Here is a 19,867-nt window from a genome sequence, read left to right as displayed (position 1 = left end):
GTGATGGGCCGTCCCTGGCCCGCACGGCTTTCGCGGCTTCCTGCCGCTCATCCCCCTCCACGACACCTGCGCTCGGCCTGGCGCCTTAACGTCGCGGTCGGCGGCGCCTGCACCATCGCGTAAGAAGATCAAAAGCCAGATCAAAATCTCTGGCTAAACCCCGCCCCGTAGCAGCACGGCTTGCCGGCGGGGGCGTCTTCAAAATCGCCCCCGCCGGCAAGCCGTACTGCTACGACTTTGGGGTATGGCGAAAAAATGAAATTCACCCCAACCCTGTAGGAGCGCGCTTGCCCGCGACGGCATCCTCAAGGCCACATTCGCCAGAACGCCCGACACACCGCCCCGTAGCAGTCCGGCTTGCCGGCGTCAGCGCCCTCAAGATCGCCCCCGCCGGCAAGCCGGACTGCTACGGCCTTCGGTCAGAAGCGACCCGACGGCCCGACGCAAACCCCGTAGCAGCCGGGCTTGCCCGCGGGAGCGATCTCTAGGGCACCACCCCCGCCAGGCCTTCACCGGAGCACATCATGCAAACGATTGCGCCTCGGGCTTTAATTATCCGGTTGGCAGACCAGATCATCTTCCTCTTCCAGCCGGTTGAGGTCGGCGCACAGCTGGATCGACCAGAAGCTCGCGCCCTGGGCGATGGCTTCGCTCTGGGCCTCTTGCAGGACCTGGTGGGCCTGGGCGATGAGGGTGTCGTCTTGGGCGAGCAACTGCGCTTTGGTGCGCAGCAGTTCCGGCACCAGCCAGCGTTCCTGGCGGCCGATTGCGGTGTCCAGCGTCTGTTCGATCACTTCCAGCGCGCGGTGCGCCAGCCCGAGCATCGCCAGGCCTTTTGCATATTCGCAACGCATCAGGCTGTAGAGCGGGCTGCCGCCCTGATCCTGCAGCTGTTCCAGCACTTCGCCCAAATGCGGCAGGGCTTCTTCGGCGGCGCCCTGGCGGATCTGCAGGATGTGCTCGAAACAGTGGGCGAACTGGCGCCACAGGTACAGGTCGTGGCCTTCCATGCTGTCTTGCAGCACGGACAGGTAATGCCGGGCTTTATCCAGCCGCCCTGACAATAAGGTGATCGGGATCGCGCTCAGGCTCAGGGTGTACCAGAGGGTGGCCGGGTGGTTGAGGCGGATGGCCTGGCTGACACTCTGATCAAGGGCCAGCAGCGCCGCGTTCACGTCACCCTGCAGCAGTTGGATCTGCGCCTTGAGGGAGCTGGCCGCGATGCGCTGGTCGAAGTGCAGGTCGATCAGGTGGGTGTTCGCCGACAGCGGCGAACTCAGGGCCTCGACCACGGTGCGCTGGGCCTCTTCCAGCCGCCCCATGTGGAACAGGGCTGCGGCGCGCATGCGCAATCCCAGCAGCTTGCGTTCGCTGCGGCTGCAATCGCGGATCAACTCCACGTAGCGGTCGGCCAGTTCCAGAGCAGCGACGTACTGGTTGCGGCAACTGAGGTCATTCCACATGCCCCACAACGCACGCAGTTTGTGCTCGGTGTCGTTCAGGGCGTGGGCGTCTTCGCTGACCTGCAGCCAGGCTTCGCGGATTTTCGTGCCGCCACCGAACGTCAGGGTCATGACGCTGGCCGAGATGGTCAGCAATTGCATGCGCTGACGCTGCGGGATCTGCGCATGTTCACCCGCCGGTTGCAGGCCACGGCTGACCCAGTCATAGCATTCGGCTGTCAGGGACAGGCGCAGCCACAGCGGCGCGCTGACCAACGTCAGCTCGACCGCCAGTTCGCGATCGCCCTGTGGCGAGTAGGCCCACTCCAGCGCCGCGCGAACGCTATCGACATCTGCGCCGTAGCGCGCAAGCCACGCCTGCGGAGTGGTCCCGACCAGGTCCTGCACCGACTTGTGCAACTCATCGAGCGCCCAGTCGGCGTGACGCAGTGCGGTGGCATCGGTTTCGCCGTGTTCTTCCAGCTTGTGCTGTGCGTAGAGCCGAGTGGTTTCCAGCAGGCGATAACGCTTGATGGCGTTGCGCTCGCGTGACATCACCAGCGATTTATCCAGCAGGCTTTCCATCAGTTGTGCCGACACCTCGGCAGGCACGTCGATCACCGCCTGCACCGCATTGAGGGTGAACAGACCGGTGAACACCGACAGTTGGCGCAGCATGGCCTGTTCCTGCGCCGACAGCATCGCGTAGGTCCAGTCCAGCGCTGCGCCAAGGGTTCTATGCCGGGGCAGGGCGGTGCGTCGGCCGGTCATCTGCAAGCGGAAAACCCCGTCGAGCATTTCCGGCAAGTGGGCGATGCCGAACGCCTTGACCCGAGCGGCGGCGATTTCGATAGCCAGCGCGTTGCCGTCCAGTTTGCGGCAGATCGCCGCTGCGGCCTGGACGTCGCGATCACGGAATACGTAACCCAAGTCATGGGCGGCGATGCGCTCGACCAGCAGCTCGATGGCCGGGTACTGCATCGCCTGCTCGGTATTCAGGTCAGGGGCGTCGGGCGGGTAGGGCAGCGGCGCCAGTTCATGCACGAACTCGCCCTGGGCGCGCAGCGGCTCGCGGCTGGTGACCAGCACCGAGCATTGGCGGGCGTCGTGCAGGATCACTTCGATGGCGGTCGCGGTTTCTTCGAGCACGTGCTCGCAGTTGTCCAGAATCAGCAGCACCTTGTTGGCGGCCAGTCGCCTGGCAATCCCGCGCAGCGGATCCTCGGCGTTGCACTCGATCTTCAGCGCCGCAGCGATGACCACATGCACCAGTTGCCCACGGCTCACCGATGCAAGATCGATGAAACACACACCTTGCCCGTAGTGCGGCTGCACCCGGTCGGCCAGGGCCTGGGCGACGGTGGTCTTGCCGATGCCAGCGTGGCCGGTGATGGTCACGAAGCGGCGAGCCTCAAGCTGCTCACCGAGTACCGCCAGCAGTTTCTCCCGGCCGAAGACGGGCCGGGTGCTGAACTGCACCTCGGGCTGAGCGGGGCTGACGGCCTGCACGTCATGAACGGCAGGGGCAATGATCGGCGCGACGAAGCGATAGCCGCGTCCCGGCACGGTCACGATCCAGGTCGAGTCCCCGTCATCGCCCAGGGCCCGACGCAGGGTCAGGACCTGCGCGCGCAGGTTGCATTCCTCGACCACGACCTTCGGCCAGACCAGCCCCAGCAGTTCGGACTTTTCAAGCAATTCGCCGGGACGGGTGGCCATGGCGATGAGCAGCAACATCGCCCGGCTCCCCAACTGCACGGGCTCGCCGTTTTTCAGCAACTGGTGATGCTGAGGTATGAGCGCAAAGGGACCGAAACAGATCGCGTCATCCGGGACGGGGAAATCCAGACCGCTTCCTTGGTCGGATCTTTCAGGACTGAATCTGTCGAAACTCATCGCATACCTTTAAAAGATGAAGGTCTGGATAGCCTGGTAGACCGTCAGCTTGTATCCAGAATCAACGGGTATGCAAGAGTTTCCGACACATTGGTTACTATTTGTGTGTTCTGCGTCGCAAAGGCTCTGAACAGGCCCTTCCACAGGTTTTTAACCCACTGGTTAGTGAGTGCGTGGCGCAGTGCAGGAATGTCGCAGTGTCTTGCGAGGTACGCGTCGGGCGAAGTCGCCTGAGCGCTGGATGGCGGGGGTTGTATCAGAAGAGGATGCGCCCGGGCGGGCGCACCTCATGTCGGGAAGCGATCCTGAGAACTTATTCGTCCCAGGCGCGATCGCCGTTTTCGTCCTTGATGCGGGTCGGCAGGCCCATCACGTCCAGCGCCTTGAGGAACGCCTTGGCAGGCAGCTCTTCGACGTTGACCATGCGGTTCACATCCCACTCGCCACGGGCAACCAGCAGGGCTGCGGCCACGGGCGGCACGCCTGCGGTGTAGGAGATGCCCTGGCTGTCGGTTTCGGCGAAGGCTTCTTCGTGGTCGGCCACGTTGTAGATGAACACTTCGCGCGCCTTGCCGTCCTTGGTGCCTTTGACCAGGTCGCCAATGCAGGTCTTGCCGGTGTAGCCCGGCGCCAGCGAGGCAGGGTCAGGCAGCACGGCCTTGACCACTTTCAACGGCACGATCTCGACGCCTTCGGCGGTCTTGACCGGTTGCTCGGAGAGCAGGCCCAGGTTCTTCAGCACGGTGAACACGTTGATGTAGTGCGCGCCGAAGCTCATCCAGAAGCGCACGTTGGGCACGTCGAGGTTCTTGGAGATCGAGTGCACTTCATCGTGACCGGTGAGGTACAGGTCCTGGGAGCCTACGACTGGCAGGTCGTCGGTGCGCTTGACTTCGAACATGGTGTTGCTGGTCCACTGGCTGTTCTGCCAGCTCCACACTTGCCCGGTGAACTCGCGGAAGTTGATTTCCGGGTCGAAGTTGGTGGCAAAGTATTTGCCGTGCGAGCCAGCATTGACGTCGAGGATGTCGATCGAATCAATGCGGTCGAAATATTCTTGCTGCGCCAGTGCGGCGTAGGCATTGACCACACCCGGGTCGAAACCGATACCGAGAATGGCCGTGATGTTCTTCTGTTGGCATTCCTCGAGGTGTTTCCACTCGTAGTTGCCATACCAGGGCGGCGTTTCGCAGACCTTGCCCGGCTCTTCGTGGATAGCGGTATCCAGGTAAGCCACGCCGGTGTCGATGCAGGCACGCAGGACCGACATGTTGAGGAAGGAGGAGCCGACGTTGATCACGATCTGGGACTCGGTCTCCAGAATCAGCGATTTGGTCGCTTCGATGTCCAGCGCGTTCAGGGCATAGGCCTTGATTTCCGCAGGCTGCTTGAGGCTGCCCTTGGCGTTGACGCTGTCGATGATGGCCTGGCACTTGGAGATGTTACGCGACGCGATAGCAATACGACCGAGTTCGTCGTTGTGCTGCGCGCACTTGTGGGCCACCACCTTGGCGACACCTCCCGCACCAATGATAAGAACGTTCTTCTTCAATTTGTTTCTCTCTCCTTAAAATCCGCCAGCTTACGAGAGGCTGGACAGGTAATCGTCAAAACCGAACTCACGAACCACCTCGACAGTACCGTCGAGTTGTTTCACTGCAATGGACGGCATTTTCAGGCCGTTGAACCAGTTCTTCTTGACCATGGTGTAACCCGCGGCGTCAACGAACGACAGACGGTCGCCGATGGCCAGCGGACGCTCGAATTGGTATTCACCGAAGATGTCTCCGGCCAGGCACGACTTGCCGCATACCATGTAGGTGTGATCGCCTGCGCTTGGGGCGAGTTTCGCGTCCAGGCGGTAGATCAGCAGGTCCAGCATGTGGGCTTCGATGGAGCTGTCGACCACGGCCAGGTTCTTGCCGTTGAACAGGGTGTCGAGCACGGTCACTTCCAGCGAGGCGCTCTGGGTGATCGCTGCTTCGCCCGGCTCCAGGTAAACCTGCACGCCGTATTTCTGCGAGAAGGCCTTCAGGCGCGCGCAGAACTGGTCCAGCGGATAACCTTCGCCGGTGAAGTGGATGCCGCCGCCCAGGCTTACCCACTCGACCTTGTGCAGCAGGTGGCCGAAGCGCTCTTCGATGGTCGACAGCATCTGGTCGAACAGGCTGAAGTCGCCGTTTTCGCAGTTGTTGTGGAACATGAAACCTGTGATCTCGCCGATCACCTTCTCGATTTTAGCCGGGTCCCATTCGCCCAGGCGGCTGAACGGACGAGCCGGGTCGGCCAGCAGGTAGTCAGAGCTGCTGACTTGCGGGTTGACGCGCAAGCCGCGGACCTTGCCGGCGCAGGCAGGGGCGTGGCGCTCCAGCTGGCTGATGGAGTTGAAGATGATCTTGTCGCAGTTGTCGAGCATCTCCTCGATCTCGTCATCTGCCCAGGCCACGCTGTAGGCGTGCGCTTCGCCGGCGAACTTCTGGCGACCCAGTTTCAGCTCGTACAGCGAGGAGGAGGTGGTCCCGTCCATGTATTGCTGCATCAGGTCGAACACCGACCAGGTCGCAAAGCACTTGAGGGCCAACAGGGCTTTCGCACCGGAGTTCTCGCGCATGTAGGCGATCTTTTCCATGTTGCGCAGCAGCTTTTGTTTGTCGATGAGGTAGTACGGCGTTTTGATCATTTCGTGGCCTCCAGCAATGCCAGCCGAAAAAGGACGGCGATTGTGCCTTCACTCGCAGGGGATCGAAAGGGCGAAACCGATTTTTTGCGTCCATATGCGACGCAGCAGCGCGGAATTGCCCATTGCTGAAACATTTTGACGCCTGTTTGACCGCTCAAGCCCCCGCCTGCCTGACAACTCTTTCACTGTGCACAGCTTTTGTTTCAGCCATCATTTGGCAATCAAAAGCGTGACAAAATGTCGCAATTGCTTCCAGGCGAGTAAGATAGGCCCCCTGATTTTTTCAGCCCCTCATTTTTTCGGACGGAGCCTGCGTCGAGCGTCGTGAAAGACCGACCTCCGGGGCATCCCTTCGGGCATGTATTGATAGAGCAAATAGAGAAAAGGCGATTACTGATGACCAAAACTTCGCGACCTTTATATATTTCATACGCTGGTCCCTCGCTGCTGGAGATGCCGCTGCTCAACAAGGGCAGTGCTTTCACGCCGCAGGAGCGTGTGGATTTCAACCTGATCGGCCTGTTGCCACAGAACGTTGAAACCATCGAAGAGCAGGTGACCCGCGTTTACAACCAGTACCAGCAATGCGCGAGCGATCTGGACAAGCACATCTACCTGCGCTCGATCCAGGACAACAACGAAACCTTGTTCTTCCGCCTGCTGGACTCGCATCTGGAAGAGATGCTGCCGATCATCTACACCCCGACCGTGGGCCAGGCGTGCCAGGAATTCTCCAAGATCTACCGCACCCACCGCGGCCTGTTCATTTCCTACCCTGACCGCGACCGCATCGACGACATCCTGCGCAGCGCAACCAAAGATCGCATCAAGATCATCGTGGTGACCGACAGCGAGCGCATCCTGGGCCTTGGCGACCAGGGCATTGGCGGCATGGGCATCCCGATCGGCAAGCTGTCGCTGTACACCGCCTGTGGCGGCATCAGCCCGGCCTACACCCTGCCGATCGTGCTGGACGTGGGCACCAACAACCAGGAACTGCTGGACGACCCGATGTACATGGGCTGGCGCCACAAGCGCGTGACCGGCAAGGAGTACGAAGACTTCGTTGCACTGTTCATCGAAGCCGTTCAACGCCGCTGGCCGGACGTGCTGCTGCAGTTCGAAGACTTCGCCCAGACCAACGCCATGCCGTTGCTGGAGAAGTACCGCGACGAGCTGTGCTGCTTCAACGACGACATCCAGGGCACCGCGTCGGTGGCCGTGGGTACCTTGCTGGCCGCGTGCAAGGCCAAGAACGAAACCCTGGGCCAGCAGCGCGTGGTGTTCCTGGGCGCAGGTTCAGCCGGTTGCGGCATCGCCGAGCACATCATCGCGGCCATGGTCATCGAAGGCCTGAGCGAAGCCGAAGCACGCAAGCGCGTGATGATGGTCGACCGTTTCGGCCTGCTGACCGACAGCATGGACAACCTGCTGGACTTCCAGAAGAACCTCGCACAGAAAGCTGGCGACGTGGCGGGCTGGTCGTCGTCCGAAGAGTATCCGGGCCTGCTCGACGTGGTCACCAACGGCAAGCCGACCGTGCTGATCGGTGTGTCCGGCCAGCGTGGCCTGTTCACCGAGCAGATCATCCGCGAAATGCACAAGCACTGCGCCAAGCCGCTGGTGATGCCGCTGTCCAACCCGACCTCGAAAGTCGAAGTCACGCCGCAGGAAGTCCTGACCTGGACCAACGGCGACGCGCTGGTGGCCACCGGTAGTCCGTTTGCACCTGTGACTGTGGGCGATCGCACGTTCCACATCGCTCAGTGCAACAACTCCTACATCTTCCCGGGCATCGGCCTGGGCGTGATCGCGGCAAAGGCTACGCGCATCACCGACAAGATGCTGATGGCAGCGTCCAACGCGCTGGCTGAATGCTCGCCGATGGTCACCGGCAAGGGCGATGCAGTATTGCCGCCGCTCAAGGAAATTCAGGAAGTGAGCAAGAAGATCGCCCTGGCCGTGGCCAAACAGGCCCAGGCTGAGAACGTCGCGCTGGAAACCACCGAAGAGATGCTGGTGGAAGCCATCGAGCGTCACTTCTGGATGCCCAACTACCGCAGCTATCGCCGTAGCGCGGTGTAAGCCCGACTCGACGCAGTCCTCGTAGCAGCACGGCTTGCCGGCGGGGGCGGTGTGTCAGCCGACATATCCGTCACTGACCCACCGCTCCCGCCGGCAAGCCGTGCTGCTACGGGGAACTAGTGGAGTATGTAAAAGACCGCCTCACAAGGCGGTCTTTTGTTTTGCAGCAAAAGACTTCAGGATGACCCATCGATAGAAAACAACAAAATCATCGAGGGACGCATGCAAACGGACAGTGTGCTCTATGACTATGTGATCGTCGGCGCGGGCCCTGCCGGGTGCCTGCTGGCCAATCGACTGTCACACATCCCCTCCCATCGTGTGCTGCTGCTCGAAGCGGGCGGGCAGGACAACTACCCCTGGATTCACGTGCCGGTGGGTTACCTCTACTGCATCGGCAATCCGCGCACCGACTGGTGCTTCAAGACCGAAGCCGAACCCGGTCTGAACGGGCGCGCGCTCAACTACCCGCGGGGCAAGGTCTTGGGTGGCTGTTCCTCGATCAACGGCATGATCTACATGCGCGGCCAGTCCCGCGACTACGACGAGTGGGCTGCGCAGGGCAACAAGGGCTGGGGCTGGCAGGATGTGCTGCCGATCTTCAAACGCTCCGAAAGCCACTACGCCGGAGACTCCGAATTGCACGGCGCCAAGGGCGAATGGCGGGTAGAGCAGCAGCGGCTGTCATGGACATTGCTCGACGCGTTTCGCGAAGCGGCTGCCCAGACCGGCATCGCTTCGATCCCCGACTTCAACGGTGGCGACAATGAAGGCTGCAGCTATTTCCAGGTCAATCAGCGGCGCGGCGTGCGCTGGAATGCGTCCAAGGCGTTTCTGCGGCCAGTCGCCCAGCGCCCGAACCTGACCGTGATGACCGGCGCCGAAGTCTCGCGGATCGAATTTGAAAACGGCCGCGCCAGTGCCGTGCTGGCCAGGGTGGGCGGCCAGGAGCGCAAGCTCGGTGCTCGTCGTGAAATCATTCTCTGCTGTGGTTCGATTGGCTCGCCCATGGTGCTGCAACGCTCAGGGATAGGCCCGCGTGCGCTGTTGGAGAAGCACGGCATCGGCGTGCGGGTGGAACTGCCCGGTGTGGGCGCAAACCTTCAGGATCACCTGCAATTGCGTCTGATCTACAAGGTCAGCAACGGTCACACCCTGAATCAGATGGCGGGCAGCCTCTGGGGCAAGATGAACATGGGGTTGCGGTATGCGCTCAATCGCAGCGGGCCGCTGGCCATGGCGCCGAGCCAACTCGGTGCGTTTGCCCGGTCAGGCCCCGAGCAGGCCACCGCGAATCTGGAATACCACGTGCAACCCCTGTCGCTGGAGCGCTTCGGCGAACCCTTGCACGGCTTTCCAGCCTTCACCGCATCAGTGTGCGACCTGCGCCCGCAAAGCCGGGGGACTGTGGAAATCCGCTCGCCTCACGCCGACGCCGCGCCGATCATTCGCCCCAATTACCTGAGCCACGAGACCGACCTTGCGGTCGCCGCCGACGCCATCCGCCTGACCCGCCGCATCGCCGCCGCCCCGGCACTGGCCAGCTTCGAACCGGTGGAATACCTGCCCGGCGCCAGCCTGCAAAGCGAAGAGGAACTGCGCCAGGCCGCCAGCACCATCGGCACCACCATCTTCCACCCGGTGGGCACCTGCAAGATGGGCCACGGGCGCGACGCGGTGGTCGACGACCGGCTGCGGGTCCATGGCGTCACCGGACTGCGCGTGGTCGACGCCTCGATCATGCCCACCATCACCTCCGGCAACACCTGCTCGCCCACGGTGATGATCGCCGAGAAGGCAGCGCAGATGATTATCGAGGATGCCCTCATGCTTGGCCGCACCACGACGGACGGAATCGCCGCAGCACCTGAATACGCGACAAATCCCCTGTAGGAGCGCGCTTGCCCGCGATGGCGTCGTGTCAGGTTCACCGTCGTCGCGGGCAAGCGCGCTCCTACAGGGGCTGTGTTGAATGCAAGGAATTTGCGAGGAAAAGTCCTACAGCAAAAGAAGTCGCATCCCACCATTTGTTCGCATCCTTTTCACAAAAAATTGATGGCCAGCTGCCTAAAGTTTGCGATGTCGAAAGAGTTTTTGTTGCTCTTGATCGGCGGTGCCTTTTTTAGCCAAGTAGAGCCCCATGTTGAACGTAAAAGCAGTTCGCCCCGAGCTTGTGACTGTGCTCGCCAGTGCCTTTTTGTTGCTCGGTTTTAACCTGACGCTCTGGCAGCATTTGTTCACCATTACCGAATTCAACGGTAAAGGCCTGTTATTGCGCGGCGCTTTTGCGGTGATGGTGTTCTGTGCGTTCAATATTTTCCTGACCCTGTTTGCCTTCAGGAAAGTGCTTAAACCCGTGTTGATTGCGTTGTTCATGATCAGCGCCGGTGTCGCTTATTTCATGAGTCAGTACGGTGTATTGATTGACTCCGGCATGTTCCGCAACTTCGCCGAAACCGACGTCTCGGAAGTTCAAGGCCTGTTGTCGTTCAAGTTGGCGGCGTACTTGTTATTGCTTGGTGTTCTTCCTTCCGTCGTTCTCTGGAAAGTGCCGGTCAACTATCGTCGCTGGCCCCGTGAGGTGCTGAGCAAAGTAGTGGTCAGCGCGGTGTGCGCCGGTGTCATCGGCGGTGTTGCATTGATGAATTATCAGGGCTTGTCGTCGCTGTTCCGCAACCACCACGAGTTGCGGCTGATGGTAGTGCCCAGCAACTACATCGGTGCCTCCGTGGGCTACCTGAGCGAGCAGGTCAAGTCCGCGCAACAGCCCTTCGTCAGTATTGGCAAGGACGCGAAACTGGCCGCTGACTGGCAGCAGCACAAGCGCAAGTCGCTGACGGTGCTGGTGGTGGGCGAAAGTGCGCGGGCCGAGAACTTCGGTATCCTGGGCTACAACCGCGATACCACGCCGCAACTCAAGAAAGAACGTGGTCTGCTGACTTTTACTGATGTGCATTCCTGCGGCACGGAAACCGCTGTCTCGGTGCCGTGCATGTTCTCCGACATGGGGCGCAAGGACTACAGCGCAAGCCAGGCCAAGAACCAGGAAGGCATGCTCGACGTGCTCAAGCGCGCCGGCCTTGACGTGATCTGGCGGGACAACCAGTCAGGCTGCAAGGGCACCTGCGACCGTGTGACCCTGCAGGACGTCAGCAACCTCAAGGATCCGGTGCTGTGCGCCAATAACGAATGCCGCGATGAAATCCTGCTTCAGGGCCTGCAGAACTTCATCGACAACCTGGATAAAGATACGGTACTGGTGCTGCATCAGATGGGCAGCCATGGCCCTGAATACTTCAAGCGTTACCCGAAAGAGTTCGAAAAGTTTACCCCGGTGTGTGAAAGCAATGCGCTGAACAATTGCTCCCGGGAAAGTATCGTCAATGGCTATGACAACACTCTGTTGTACACCGACCATGTATTGGCATCCCTGATCGATATCCTGCGCACCAACCAGGACAAAGTGGACACCGCCATGTTGTACCTGTCCGATCACGGCGAATCGCTGGGTGAATACAACCTGTTCCTGCACGGCACGCCTTATATGCTGGCGCCGGATCAACAGAAACATGTGCCGATGATCGCCTGGTTCTCGGATAACTATCAGCAGTCGTTCGCCGTTGATACCCATTGTTTGCAGAAGGAACGTAATGCGCCTTTGAGCCAGGACAACCTGTTCCACTCGATGTTGGGATTGTTGAAGGTTCAGACCAGCGTTTATAACCCGTCGCTGGACATGTTTGCCGGTTGTCGGGGGATTTATACGGACGGGGTACTGGCCAATGAATGAACAGGCGACAGAGCGCGATCAGGTGCAGCAATACGTGCAACGCCATGAGCAAGGGCTGGCCCGCCGCCTGAGCCTGTGGCGCGATGCGCAACTGGCGCGCCAGGCGCTGCGCGATGCCGGCGAGCCGGGGCTGGTGCTTGATGTACCCTCGGGCGCCGGGCGTTTCTGGCCGGTGCTGGCCGAACACGCCAACCGGGTGATTCTGGCGGCCGACCCCTCGACCGACATGCTCGACGTCGCCAAGGCGCAGTCGGCCGAGCCCGTAAGCAAACGCATCCGCACCTTCCAGAGCTCGCCGCTTTCCATTGGCCTGCCTGCCAACGCGGTGGACTGCATCTTCTGCATGCGCCTGTTTCACCATATTGCCGACGGCGAACGGCGCATGGCGATCCTGGAGGAGTTTTACCGGGTGACTCGTGATACCGCCATCGTCGCCTTGTGGGTCGATGGCAACATCAAGTCATGGCGGCGCAAGCGTCAGGAGGGCAGCCGGCTGGGAGCCGACGGCCATCCGCAATCGCGCAATCGTTTCGTGGCCTGCCGGGCCGAGGTCGAGTCCGAGTTCCTGGCGACGGGCTTTCGTATCGTCACGCACCACGATTTCCTGCCGGGCTACGCCATGTGGCGCGTGTACATCCTGCGCAAGAACAGTTGATCGCTCCGATGAACGGTCGTCATCCTTTGCGATATCGATAAACACTCCACATGAAGTTGTTCAAGACTTGCAGGACGGATGCCCGGTAAACGCTCATAGCGATATATACTGCGCGCCATTCTTCAAGGGAGAGCCGTGTGGCCATCGATATTCACTGGATTCGCGACGACGACAGCCTCGCCCTTCATTGCGCACAGTGGCAGAAGCTGCCATTCGTCGCTCTCGACACCGAGTTCATGCGGGTCGACACTTTTTATCCCATCGCCGGGCTGTTGCAGATCGGCGACGGCTCGCGGGCTTTTCTGATCGATCCCTTGCTGATCGGCGACTGGCAACCTCTGGCTGCACTGCTGGAGAACGCCGACGTCATCAAGGTCGTTCACGCCTGCAGCGAAGATCTGGAAGTGCTGTTGCGCCTGACCGGCAGCCTGCCGGTGCCGCTGTTCGACACCCAACTGGCCGCCGCCTATCTGAACCTGGGGTTCTCGATGGGCTATTCGCGTCTGGTGCAGGAAGTGCTGAACATCGAGCTGCCCAAGGGTGAAACCCGCTCCGACTGGCTGCAGCGGCCGTTGTCGGAGACGCAGATCAGCTACGCCGCCGAAGACGCGGTGCACCTGGCCGAGGTCTACAGCCTGCTGCGCCCGCGCCTGTCGGACGAGAAGTACGCCTGGGTGCTGGAAGACGGCGCCGAACTGGTCGCCAACCTGCGCCGCGAAACCGATCCTTACGAGGTCTATCGCGAGGCCAAGCTGGCGTGGAAGCTGTCCCGGGCGCAACTGGCCGTTCTGCGCGAGCTGTGTGCCTGGCGCGAAACCCAGGCCCGCCTGCGCAATCAGCCGCGCAACCGGGTCCTGCGCGAGCACTCGCTGTGGCCGCTGGCCAAGACCCAGCCGGACAACCTCGCAGCGCTCGCGAAAATCGAAGACATGCACCCCAAGACCGTGCGTCAGGACGGCGAGTTTCTGCTCGACCTGATCAAGCAGGCCGGGAGTGTGTCGCCTGATCTGTGGCCGCCGGCGTTGCCCGAGCCGCTGCCGATCGAAGCGTCGAATGTACTCAAGAGCCTGCGCACTATCGGCCAGCAGCAAGCCGAGCGCCTGGACATGGCGCCGGAGCTGATGCTGCGCAAGAAGACGCTGGAAGCCTTGCTCAAGACCGGGTTCCCTGACGGTCCTTATAAACTGCCCGATTCGCTGCGTGGCTGGCGCCGCGAATTGATGGGCCAGATGCTGCTCGACAGCCTGGCCAATGCCGGAGAACAGCCTTGAAACAGATTTGCTCCATCTATCGCAGCCCGCGCAAGAACGAGATGTATCTCTACGTGCTCAAGAGCGAGGCCCTCGAGCGCGTGCCCGAAGGCCTGCTCACCGTGTTCGGCAAGCCGGTGCATGCTTTCGACCTGGTCCTGAGCCCCGAGCGTACGCTGGCCCGTGAGGACATCCACGCCGTCCTGGCCAATCTGGAGAAGCAGGGCTATCACCTGCAGATGCCGCCGGCCGAGGATGAGTACATCGAGCACCTGCCCGAAGAGTTGCTGCGCCGCAACGACCCGGTCTGATCGACGACTGCCCCTGCAACTCATCGCAGGGGGTTTACCGGACCGTTGTCTGCGTCTGGCCTGCGCCGTTGCCTGTCAAAGGGCCGGGGCGCCGGGCGCGATGCGGTCGCATGTCTTGCTTTTTCGAGTTTTTAATTCATGCGCGTGCTGATTGCCGAACACGATTACGTCCTCTACACCGATTTGCTGCGCAAGGCTGCTCCCGAGATCGAGATCCTGAGCAGTGGCGATTCCGCCGAGCTTGCGAAAATGGCCGCCGATACGCCGATCTGGCTGGGCCAGCCTGACCTGCTGGCCACGCTGTTGCGCCAGGGGCATTCGCCGCAATGGCTGCAATCGACCTGGGCCGGGATCACGCCGCTGCTGGCCGAAGGTCTGCAGCGCAATTACCGGCTGACCCGCGCCGTCGGAATCTTCGGTCAGGTCATGGCCGAATTCGTGCTGACCTACATGCTGGTGCATGAGCGCGAGGTGCTGGCGCGGCTGGTCAGCCAGGTGGAGCGCAAGTGGGACACGCGCACCGGTCCTGGTCTTGCCGGGCGCAAGGCGCTGATTGTTGGCACCGGCGATATCGGCGTCAGCGTGGCGCAGTTCCTGGTGCCGTTCGGCGTCGAGGTCTACGGCATAGCCTCCACCGCTCGCGAGCTGGCTCCGTTCAAGGAAGTCGCGGCGTTGCAGGATCTGCCGCGTCTGGTGGGGGAGGTGGATTTCGTCATCAACCTGCTGCCCAACACGCCGCAGACCCACGACATCTATGACGCGAAGCTGTTCGCCAGCTTCAAGCCGTCGGCGCTGTTCATCAATGTCGGGCGGGGTGTGGCGGTGGTGGATGCCGATCTGGTCGAGGCTTTGAAGGAAGGCCATCTGGCGGGGGCGGTGATCGATGTCTGCCGTCAGGAGCCATTGCCCCAGCGTCACCCGTTCTGGACCGCCTGGGGCCTGCTCCTGACCGGCCACAGTTCGGCGCCGACCTCGCCTGCTGCGATGACCCAGCTGTTCGTCGACAACCTCAAGGCCTACACGGCCGGTGAGGCGCTGCGCGGCGAAGTGGATTTCGCAAAAGGGTATTGATCCGCCGCAGCCTGTAGGAGCGCGCTTGCCCGCGACCGCGGTGTGTCAGCCGCTGAAGATGTGCCTGACACACCGCAGTCGCGGGCAAGCGCGCTCCTACAGGTCTTCGTTTAACGATGGAACTTACAAACTGAAATCCCCTTCAGCCGCCAATTCCGTCAACGGTCGGCGTGGGCTTGGGGTTTCGCGGGCTTGCAGGTATTCGGCCAGGGTCGACTTGTCGCCCAGTTTGCCGATCGCCACCGCCGCATGCAGCGCGTAGCCTTCCGGAATCTTCAGCTCCTTGCGGGTCAGTTCCTGATCGAAACCGGCCATGCCATGGGTGTGCCAGCCGCTCAGGCTTGCTTGCAGCGCCAGATGCCCCCAGGCGGAACCTGTGTCGAAGGTGTGCCACAGCGCAGGCGTTTCTTCGCTGGCGCCCGGTGCGGTGAAGGTGGTCTTGGAAATCACGATCACCAAGGCCGAGGCATGCTGTGCCCAGCCACGGTTGAATTCATTGAGCAGACCCAGGAAGCGCTCCCAGTTCGGCGTGTCACGGCGCGCGTAGAGAAAGCGCCATGGCTGCGAGTTGTAGGCCGACGGCGCCCAGCGGGCCGCCTCGAAGAAGCTCAGCAGGGTTTCCTGCGGGATGCTCTCGCCGGTAAAGGCCCGTGGCGACCAGCGATTGGTGAATTGCGGGTCAATGGCGTATTCGGCAACGCGAAGGTTGGCGCTCATGTTTGCAGGTCCTGAAGGTTGAATGAATCGCAGGGCCGGGTGCGGCCTGCGGGGACAATCGGATGGGCCGTGGACGGCAGGCATCGTCGAAAATACGGGGTCGTGCGCGTGTCGCAAGGGGCGCTCTGGCGCGGGCGTGCGAGGGCATAAAGCTACTGCGCGGCACCGCAACTGACAAGTGTGCGCTTACCGACAGTCGCCAACGCTTGGCCCGGCTGCGATGTGCCACTAGACTGGCGGCCTTTTCATTAGTCGATACCGATCCTCGCGAAATCATGGCCGCCAAAGTCGAACCGTTCTGGATGCGCAAAACCCTCGACCAACTCGATCCGGTCGAGTGGGAATCCCTGTGCGACGGTTGCGGCCTGTGCTGCCTGCAAAAGCTCGAAGACGAGGACGACGGCAGCGTCTACTACACCCGCATCGCCTGCCAGTTGCTGGACCTGAACACCTGCCAGTGCACCGATTATCCGAATCGCAAGGCCCTGGTGCCCGATTGCATTCAGTTAACGCCCGGTCAGGCCGATGAATTCAAGTGGCTGCCGCCGACCTGTGGCTACCGTCTGGTCAGCGAAGGCAAGGACCTGCCCCTGTGGCACCACCTGGTGTGTGGCGACCGCGAGCAGGTTCACAAGCAACGCATTTCCCAGTCCGGGCGCATGCTCAGCGAAAAGAGCGTGGCCGAAGATGACTGGGAGGATTACCTGATCTTCCGCGCGGGCTGATTCGCCCGGCGCCTCGTCACCCGATCCAAGAGCCTGTGGTTTCAGGAGTGGTCTGCTCGTGCGTTATCAACTGCCGTTGTGTGCTGCTGTTCTTGTTTTCAGCCTGCCGGTATGGGCGGCGAAGAAAGTCGACCTGGATTACCACATCACGTTGCTGCCCCAGAGCGACCAGGCCCAGGTGCGCCTGACGCTTGAGCAGGGCACGGCGGTGCGCAGCCTGGACCTGGACTTGGGCGAGCAGGGCCAGTTCAGCGATTTCAGCGCCGACGGCCAGTGGTCAACCGCCGCGGCCCGTACCGGCAACGCACTGCGCGGCGTCTGGAAGCCCGGCAGCGGCAAGGCGACGCTGACCTACCGCGTGCACATCGACCGCCACGCCCCCGACCCGCTCAACGGTAAACCCCGCTATGCCAGCCGCATGACCGCCGATTGGGCGCTGTTTCGCGGCGAAGACCTGGTGCCCAGGGCGCGCCTGGATCAGCAGGACGGCATACGCCTGCAAACCCGCATGACGGTCGATTTGCCGTCCGGCTGGAAAAACGTCGAAACCTCTTGGCCGCGCATCGGCAAGAACCGCTTTCGTATCGATGACGTCTCGCGTCTGTTCGACCGCCCCAACGGCTGGATGCTGGCCGGCAACCTGATCAATCGCCGCGCCAGGCTGGGCGAGACCGACGTCACGGTCAGCGCGCCGAAAGGGCAGGGCATGCGCCGCATGGAAACCCTGACCCTGCTCACATTCGTGTGGCCCAGGCTGCAAGCGGTGTTCCCGCGCACCCCGGACAAACTGCTGGTGGCCGGCGCCAGCGAGTCCATGGCGCGCAATGCCGGCGCCGCCCATGACTCGATCTACCTCAACGCCAATCGCCCTCTGATCAGCGAGAGCGGGGCCAGCCCGTTGCTGCGTGAATTGGTGCAGGTGTTCGGGCGCATTCAGGTGCGTGATCGCAGCGACTGGATCCGCGCAGGCGTTGCCGAGTATTACTCGGTCGAATTGCTGCGTCGGGCCGGTGGCATGACCCAGGATCGTTTCGAGGACTGGCAATCGATTCTCACGCGACTGGGGCGCAAGGTGACGACCCTGCGTGCCGAGCACGTCGATCCGGGGATGACCGCCCGAGCGGCGATGCTGTTGTCGGCGCTGGATCAGGAAATCCGTCAGCAGACCCGCGACCAGAAATCGCTGGATGATGTGATTCAGGGGCTGGTGCGGATGGGCAAGGTGAGCACCGAGGACTTCGTGCAGCTTGCCGCAGGAGTGATTGGCGAGCCGTCGAAGGTGCTGGCTACTTCGTTGCTGCAATAGTGGCCTGCCCCTGACGGCGGGCAGGCCACGTGTCGCTTACTTCAGGTTACCGCTCAGGAACTGCTTGAGGCGCTCGCTCTTGGGGTTGCCCAGCACGTCGTCCGGGTGACCGATTTCTTCGATCTGGCCCTGGTGCAGGAACACCACTTGATTGGCCACTTTGCGCGCAAAGCCCATCTCGTGGGTCACCAGAATCATGGTCCGGCCTTCTTCGGCCAGCCCCTGAATCACCTTCAAGACTTCGCCGACCAGCTCCGGGTCCAGCGCCGAGGTCGGTTCGTCGAAGAGCATGATTTCCGGCTCCATCGCCAGCGCCCGGGCAATCGCCACGCGTTGTTGCTGGCCGCCCGAAAGGAACGCCGGGTATTGATCGGCGACGCGGGCAGGCAGGCCGACCTTCTCCAGGTACTTGCGCGCACGGTCTTCGGCTTCGGCCTTGGACACGCCCAGCACCCGGCGCGGGGCCATGGTGATGTTCTCCAGCACCGTCATGTGGCTCCACAGGTTGAAGTGCTGGAATACCATGGCCAGGCGTGTGCGAATGCGCTGCAGCTCGGCAGGGTCGGCCACGTGCATGCCGCTGGCGTTGCTGACCATCTTGACCGGCTTGCCGTCCAGGGTCATGGCGCCGTCGTTGGGCTGTTCGAGAAAGTTGATGCAGCGCAGAAAGGTACTCTTGCCCGAGCCGCTGGCGCCGATCAGGCAGATCACGTCACCGACGTTGGCCTTGAGCGACACACCTTTGAGCACTTCGTGGTCGCCGTAGCTTTTGTGCAGACCATCGATGGTCAGTTTGTACATGTCAGGCAATCCTCAAGGAGAAAGTAGGTAGCCGCTGCGAAAGGCCTCGGTGCCGGCGACATGGGCTATCACCATGCCGGCCGTGGCCATGCGTCGCAAGGAGCGGGCGTACATGAGTCCGGCGTTGGTCGCGTGGACCGGGGTCACCTGATCGTTGATCGGGTCGATGACCTCGGCGATCAGTTGACCCGCCTCGACGTATTCGCCCGGCAGGGTGCAGAACACCAGCAGGCCGCCTACAGGGGTGGCAACCGGTTCGACCGCCGCCAGGGGCGTCGCCGGATAAATCAGTTCAGGGGCCGGCGCAGGCACGCCGGCGATGGCGCCGTACTGCATCAGGTAACTGATGATCGCCTGGCAATCGCGGCTGCCCAGGGCGTGATTCACGTCCCCCTGGCCGCGCAGTTCCAGGGTTACGGAAAAGCTGCCCAGCGGGATCGGGAAGCGCTTCTCGAAGCGCTGCTGCAATTGCCACCAGACCAGCGTGAAGCATTCGTCGAACGACTGCCCGCCCGAATCGGTCGCCAGCAGGCTCGCCTGTGCGCCCAGATAGCGCGACAGCGGCTCGACCCGGGACCAGGCTTCCGGCGTGGTGTACAGGTGCTCCACCGATTCGAAATCGCAGTGCAAGTCCAGCACCATGTCGGCGTCGCAGGCCAGGGTCTGCAAAGCCAGGCGCAACGAATCCAGTTGAGTGGAGCCGCTGCGCGCTTGCAATGCAGCGCGCAGGCTCTTGCGGATCAGCGCCACGTTGCTTTTCGGGTCATCGCCCAGAAGCGGCTCGACTTCATCGCCCACCTGTTGCGCCACATCGACGAACCAGCGGTTGAAGTTCTGCCCGCTTTCCAGCTCGTAGCGGCCCAGTGGGGTGTCCATCAGGACCTGTTCCAGGCCGATCGGATTGGCCACCGGAACGATGACGATTTCCCCCAGCAACTGGCCGGCCTTTTCAAGCTCGGCCAGGCGTTGCTTGAGGTACCAGGACACCAGCATGCCGGGCAGTTCGTCGGCGTGCAGGGAGGACTGGATATAGATCTTGCAGGCACCGTCCTGCGGGCCGTAGTGAAAGCTGTGAATCTGCCGCGCGGTGCCTGGCACCGGCGACAGCAGGTCATGAGTCTGGTGGCGCATCTGCGAG

15 protein-coding genes are annotated in these 19,867 nt (G+C 62.0%); 9 read left to right on the top strand and 6 right to left on the bottom strand.

Translation table 11 applies throughout. The features are described 5' to 3' along the window. Positions 1 to 548: 548 nt before the first annotated feature. The 3 genes from ACIPO9_RS27355 to ACIPO9_RS27345 all read right to left on the bottom strand — a co-directional run bounded on the left by ACIPO9_RS27355 (position 549) and on the right by ACIPO9_RS27345 (position 6,018). Entirely contained in the window at positions 549 to 3,338 is a 2,790-nt protein-coding gene (locus tag ACIPO9_RS27355) for an ATP-binding protein (protein ID WP_400784445.1), read from the bottom strand. A gap of 313 nt (positions 3,339 to 3,651) precedes the next feature. Then, positions 3,652 to 4,890, bottom strand: a complete 1,239-nt coding sequence (locus ACIPO9_RS27350; protein WP_274134593.1) for a saccharopine dehydrogenase family protein — start codon at positions 4,888 to 4,890, stop codon at positions 3,652 to 3,654. Between the two features lie 30 nt (positions 4,891 to 4,920). Beyond that, positions 4,921 to 6,018 (bottom strand): carboxynorspermidine decarboxylase, encoded by a 1,098-nt coding sequence (locus tag ACIPO9_RS27345; protein WP_274134595.1) that lies wholly within the window; start codon positions 6,016 to 6,018, stop codon positions 4,921 to 4,923. 396 nt (positions 6,019 to 6,414) lie between these two features. Here ACIPO9_RS27345 and ACIPO9_RS27340 point away from each other — a divergent pair, with 396 nt between their 5' ends. The 7 genes from ACIPO9_RS27340 to ACIPO9_RS27310 all read left to right on the top strand — a co-directional run bounded on the left by ACIPO9_RS27340 (position 6,415) and on the right by ACIPO9_RS27310 (position 15,180). Then, positions 6,415 to 8,103: an NAD-dependent malic enzyme gene (locus ACIPO9_RS27340; protein ID WP_274134596.1), complete on the top strand. Its 1,689-nt coding sequence runs from the start codon at positions 6,415 to 6,417 to the stop codon at positions 8,101 to 8,103. A gap of 222 nt (positions 8,104 to 8,325) precedes the next feature. Then, positions 8,326 to 9,996, top strand: a complete 1,671-nt coding sequence (locus ACIPO9_RS27335; protein ID WP_400784443.1) for a GMC family oxidoreductase — start codon at positions 8,326 to 8,328, stop codon at positions 9,994 to 9,996. Between the two features lie 247 nt (positions 9,997 to 10,243). Continuing rightward, the gene (locus ACIPO9_RS27330) at positions 10,244 to 11,893 is read left to right on the top strand and encodes a phosphoethanolamine transferase (protein ID WP_400784442.1); all 1,650 of its coding nucleotides are present in this window, start codon (positions 10,244 to 10,246) and stop codon (positions 11,891 to 11,893) included. Beyond that, entirely contained in the window at positions 11,886 to 12,548 is a 663-nt protein-coding gene (locus tag ACIPO9_RS27325; RefSeq protein ID WP_274134599.1) for a class I SAM-dependent methyltransferase, read from the top strand. The genes ACIPO9_RS27330 and ACIPO9_RS27325 overlap by 8 nt, the downstream gene beginning before the upstream one ends. A gap of 137 nt (positions 12,549 to 12,685) precedes the next feature. Continuing rightward, complete coding sequence (rnd, locus tag ACIPO9_RS27320; RefSeq protein WP_400610775.1) at positions 12,686 to 13,819, top strand: ribonuclease D; 1,134 nt, start codon at positions 12,686 to 12,688, stop codon at positions 13,817 to 13,819. Then, complete coding sequence (locus tag ACIPO9_RS27315; protein WP_274134602.1) at positions 13,816 to 14,109, top strand: YcgL domain-containing protein; 294 nt, start codon at positions 13,816 to 13,818, stop codon at positions 14,107 to 14,109. Before rnd ends, ACIPO9_RS27315 begins: the two co-directional genes overlap by 4 nt. 138 nt (positions 14,110 to 14,247) lie before the next feature. Then, a complete protein-coding gene (locus ACIPO9_RS27310; RefSeq protein ID WP_274134603.1) occupies positions 14,248 to 15,180 on the top strand; it encodes a D-2-hydroxyacid dehydrogenase in 933 nt (310 codons plus the stop codon). 123 nt (positions 15,181 to 15,303) lie between these two features. On the opposite strand, the gene ACIPO9_RS27305 is transcribed toward ACIPO9_RS27310, so the two are convergent. After that, a complete protein-coding gene (locus ACIPO9_RS27305) occupies positions 15,304 to 15,897 on the bottom strand; it encodes a nitroreductase family protein (RefSeq protein WP_400784441.1) in 594 nt (197 codons plus the stop codon). Positions 15,898 to 16,172: 275 nt separating this feature from the next. Here ACIPO9_RS27305 and ACIPO9_RS27300 point away from each other — a divergent pair, with 275 nt between their 5' ends. Then, positions 16,173 to 16,622, top strand: coding sequence for a YcgN family cysteine cluster protein (locus tag ACIPO9_RS27300; protein ID WP_274134605.1), 450 nt, complete (start codon positions 16,173 to 16,175; stop codon positions 16,620 to 16,622). 52 nt (positions 16,623 to 16,674) lie between these two features. After that, complete coding sequence (locus tag ACIPO9_RS27295; RefSeq protein WP_400784446.1) at positions 16,675 to 17,928, top strand: hypothetical protein; 1,254 nt, start codon at positions 16,675 to 16,677, stop codon at positions 17,926 to 17,928. 36 nt (positions 17,929 to 17,964) lie between these two features. On the opposite strand, the gene ACIPO9_RS27290 is transcribed toward ACIPO9_RS27295, so the two are convergent. Both ACIPO9_RS27290 and ACIPO9_RS27285 read right to left on the bottom strand, forming a co-directional pair. Further along, positions 17,965 to 18,729 carry an ABC transporter ATP-binding protein gene (locus ACIPO9_RS27290; protein ID WP_274134606.1) on the bottom strand — a complete coding sequence of 255 codons (765 nt, stop codon included), beginning with the start codon at positions 18,727 to 18,729 and terminating at the stop codon, positions 17,965 to 17,967. A gap of 12 nt (positions 18,730 to 18,741) precedes the next feature. Then, a complete protein-coding gene (locus ACIPO9_RS27285; protein WP_400610771.1) occupies positions 18,742 to 19,860 on the bottom strand; it encodes a succinylglutamate desuccinylase/aspartoacylase family protein in 1,119 nt (372 codons plus the stop codon). Positions 19,861 to 19,867 lie beyond the last annotated feature (7 nt).

Origin of the sequence: Pseudomonas sp. NPDC090203 (assembly GCF_044746765.1) — a bacterium.
Classification (GTDB): domain Bacteria; phylum Pseudomonadota; class Gammaproteobacteria; order Pseudomonadales; family Pseudomonadaceae; genus Aquipseudomonas; species Aquipseudomonas putida_AD.
This window is presented reverse-complemented; position numbering and strand designations above follow the sequence as displayed.

Excerpts from the sequence above, each read along its gene's own strand:
- ACIPO9_RS27355 (WP_400784445.1), bottom strand. The coding sequence starts at position 3,338 with ATGAGTTTCGACAGATTCAGTCCTGAAAGATCCGACCAAGGAAGCGGT.
- ACIPO9_RS27345 (WP_274134595.1), bottom strand. The coding sequence starts at position 6,018 with ATGATCAAAACGCCGTACTACCTCATCGACAAACAAAAGCTGCTGCGC.
- ACIPO9_RS27340 (WP_274134596.1), top strand. The coding sequence starts at position 6,415 with ATGACCAAAACTTCGCGACCTTTATATATTTCATACGCTGGTCCCTCG.
- ACIPO9_RS27335 (WP_400784443.1), top strand. The coding sequence starts at position 8,326 with ATGCAAACGGACAGTGTGCTCTATGACTATGTGATCGTCGGCGCGGGC.
- ACIPO9_RS27330 (WP_400784442.1), top strand. The coding sequence starts at position 10,244 with ATGTTGAACGTAAAAGCAGTTCGCCCCGAGCTTGTGACTGTGCTCGCC.
- ACIPO9_RS27325 (WP_274134599.1), top strand. The coding sequence starts at position 11,886 with ATGAATGAACAGGCGACAGAGCGCGATCAGGTGCAGCAATACGTGCAA.
- ACIPO9_RS27310 (WP_274134603.1), top strand. The coding sequence starts at position 14,248 with ATGCGCGTGCTGATTGCCGAACACGATTACGTCCTCTACACCGATTTG.
- ACIPO9_RS27305 (WP_400784441.1), bottom strand. The coding sequence starts at position 15,897 with ATGAGCGCCAACCTTCGCGTTGCCGAATACGCCATTGACCCGCAATTC.
- ACIPO9_RS27300 (WP_274134605.1), top strand. The coding sequence starts at position 16,173 with ATGGCCGCCAAAGTCGAACCGTTCTGGATGCGCAAAACCCTCGACCAA.
- ACIPO9_RS27290 (WP_274134606.1), bottom strand. The coding sequence starts at position 18,729 with ATGTACAAACTGACCATCGATGGTCTGCACAAAAGCTACGGCGACCAC.
- ACIPO9_RS27285 (WP_400610771.1), bottom strand. The coding sequence starts at position 19,860 with ATGCGCCACCAGACTCATGACCTGCTGTCGCCGGTGCCAGGCACCGCG.